This is a genomic window from Paraburkholderia sp. Ac-20347 (genome assembly GCF_017104805.1).
Taxonomy (GTDB): Bacteria; Pseudomonadota; Gammaproteobacteria; order Burkholderiales; family Burkholderiaceae; genus Paraburkholderia; species Paraburkholderia tropica.
In genome coordinates this window covers 1-1,282 of sequence record NZ_JAAGPN010000584.1, presented here as the reverse complement: position 1 = coordinate 1,282, position 1,282 = coordinate 1, and the positions used below count along the sequence as shown (strand labels likewise).

Here is a 1,282-nt window from a genome sequence, read left to right as displayed (position 1 = left end):
TGACCCTGCCTCATTTCCACGTACAGCAGATCATGCAGCGACCAACGCGGCCTCGAAGTCGACGGGAGTCAGAAACCCTATCGAGGTGTGCAGGCGCTCTCGATTGTAATAGCCCTCGATCCAGTCGACGATATCCAGGCGAGCCTGTGCTCGCGTTTCGTAGTGAACCTGATAGATTCTCTCGACTTTCAGGGTCTTGAAGAAGCTTTCCATCGGGGCGTTGTCCCATGCATTGGCACGACGGCTCATGGAGATCGTTGCCTTGAATCCGGCGGCCAGCTTCCGGTATGCCCGGCTTGCATATTGCGCCCCTCTGTCGGAGTGTAATAGCAGTCCCGGTGCCGGTTTGCGTTGCCAGCACGCACTGCGCAGTGCCTGGCAAACCAGCTCGGCGTCGATGCGTTCGGACATTGACCAGCCCACTATGCGCCGACTCCCCAGATCGAGAATCGCCGCAAGATACAGCCAGCCTTCGCCGGTCCTGACAAACGTGATGTCGCTGACCCACGCGCGATCAGGCTGCCAGCCGTCGAAACGACGATCGAGCAGGTTCGGCGCTACGGGAAGGCTGTGCGTGGAGTCCGTCGTGACCCGCCAGGCACGCCTGTAGACCGGGCGCAAGCCCTGGCGCTGCAGGCTACGCCGCACGCGCTCTTCGCTCGCCGGCCGACCTTGGGCTCGCAATTGCTGCACGATACGCGGACGGCCGTAGGCGCCGCGATGCGCGCGATGGATGGCGGCTATCTCCGCATCCAGGGCCGCGTTCGCTTGCGTCCTCGCGCTGGGCGCACGAACGCGCCACTGGCAATATCCGCTGCGTGAGACGCCCAGAATCTGGCATAGCCGGGTGACGCTGTACTGGTCACGGTAATCGTCGATCCAGGCGTACCTCACCGCGACCCCTTCGCGAAGTACGCCGTCGCTTTTCGAAGTATCTCGATATCCAGTTTCGCACTGGCGAGCTCCTTGCGCAGCCGGCTGTTCTCTGCCTCCAGTTCGCTGATCGGGCGTGTCACACGTGCAGCGATCACATCACGACCACTCGTCTCGACACCGTCTTCGGAACCACGACTACGTCGGCTCCAGTTCCCTAACGTCGCCACTGGCACCCCGAGCCTGCGCGCCGCTTCATGCTGCCCGACTGTTTCGGCAAGCCTGATGGCCTCAACCTTGAACTCGTTCGTGTATTGCCTTTTCGGCACTGACTTCTCAGACATGCAATCCTCCGTACAAACAGGAAACTAACAAATTTCCTGCTGTACGTGAAATCGAGGCATGGTCA

General features: G+C 60.9%; 1 protein-coding gene. It reads right to left on the bottom strand.

Going from position 1 to position 1,282, the window contains the following annotated elements:
* Positions 1-30: 30 nt before the first annotated feature.
* Positions 31-1,217 (bottom strand): IS3 family transposase gene (locus G3N97_RS38840; protein ID WP_205998004.1). Its coding sequence is split into 2 segments (ribosomal slippage): positions 31-923 and positions 923-1,217, totalling 1,188 coding nucleotides; the frame shifts between segments, so codons are not numbered across the junction.
* Between the last annotated feature and the right edge of the window lie 65 nt (positions 1,218-1,282).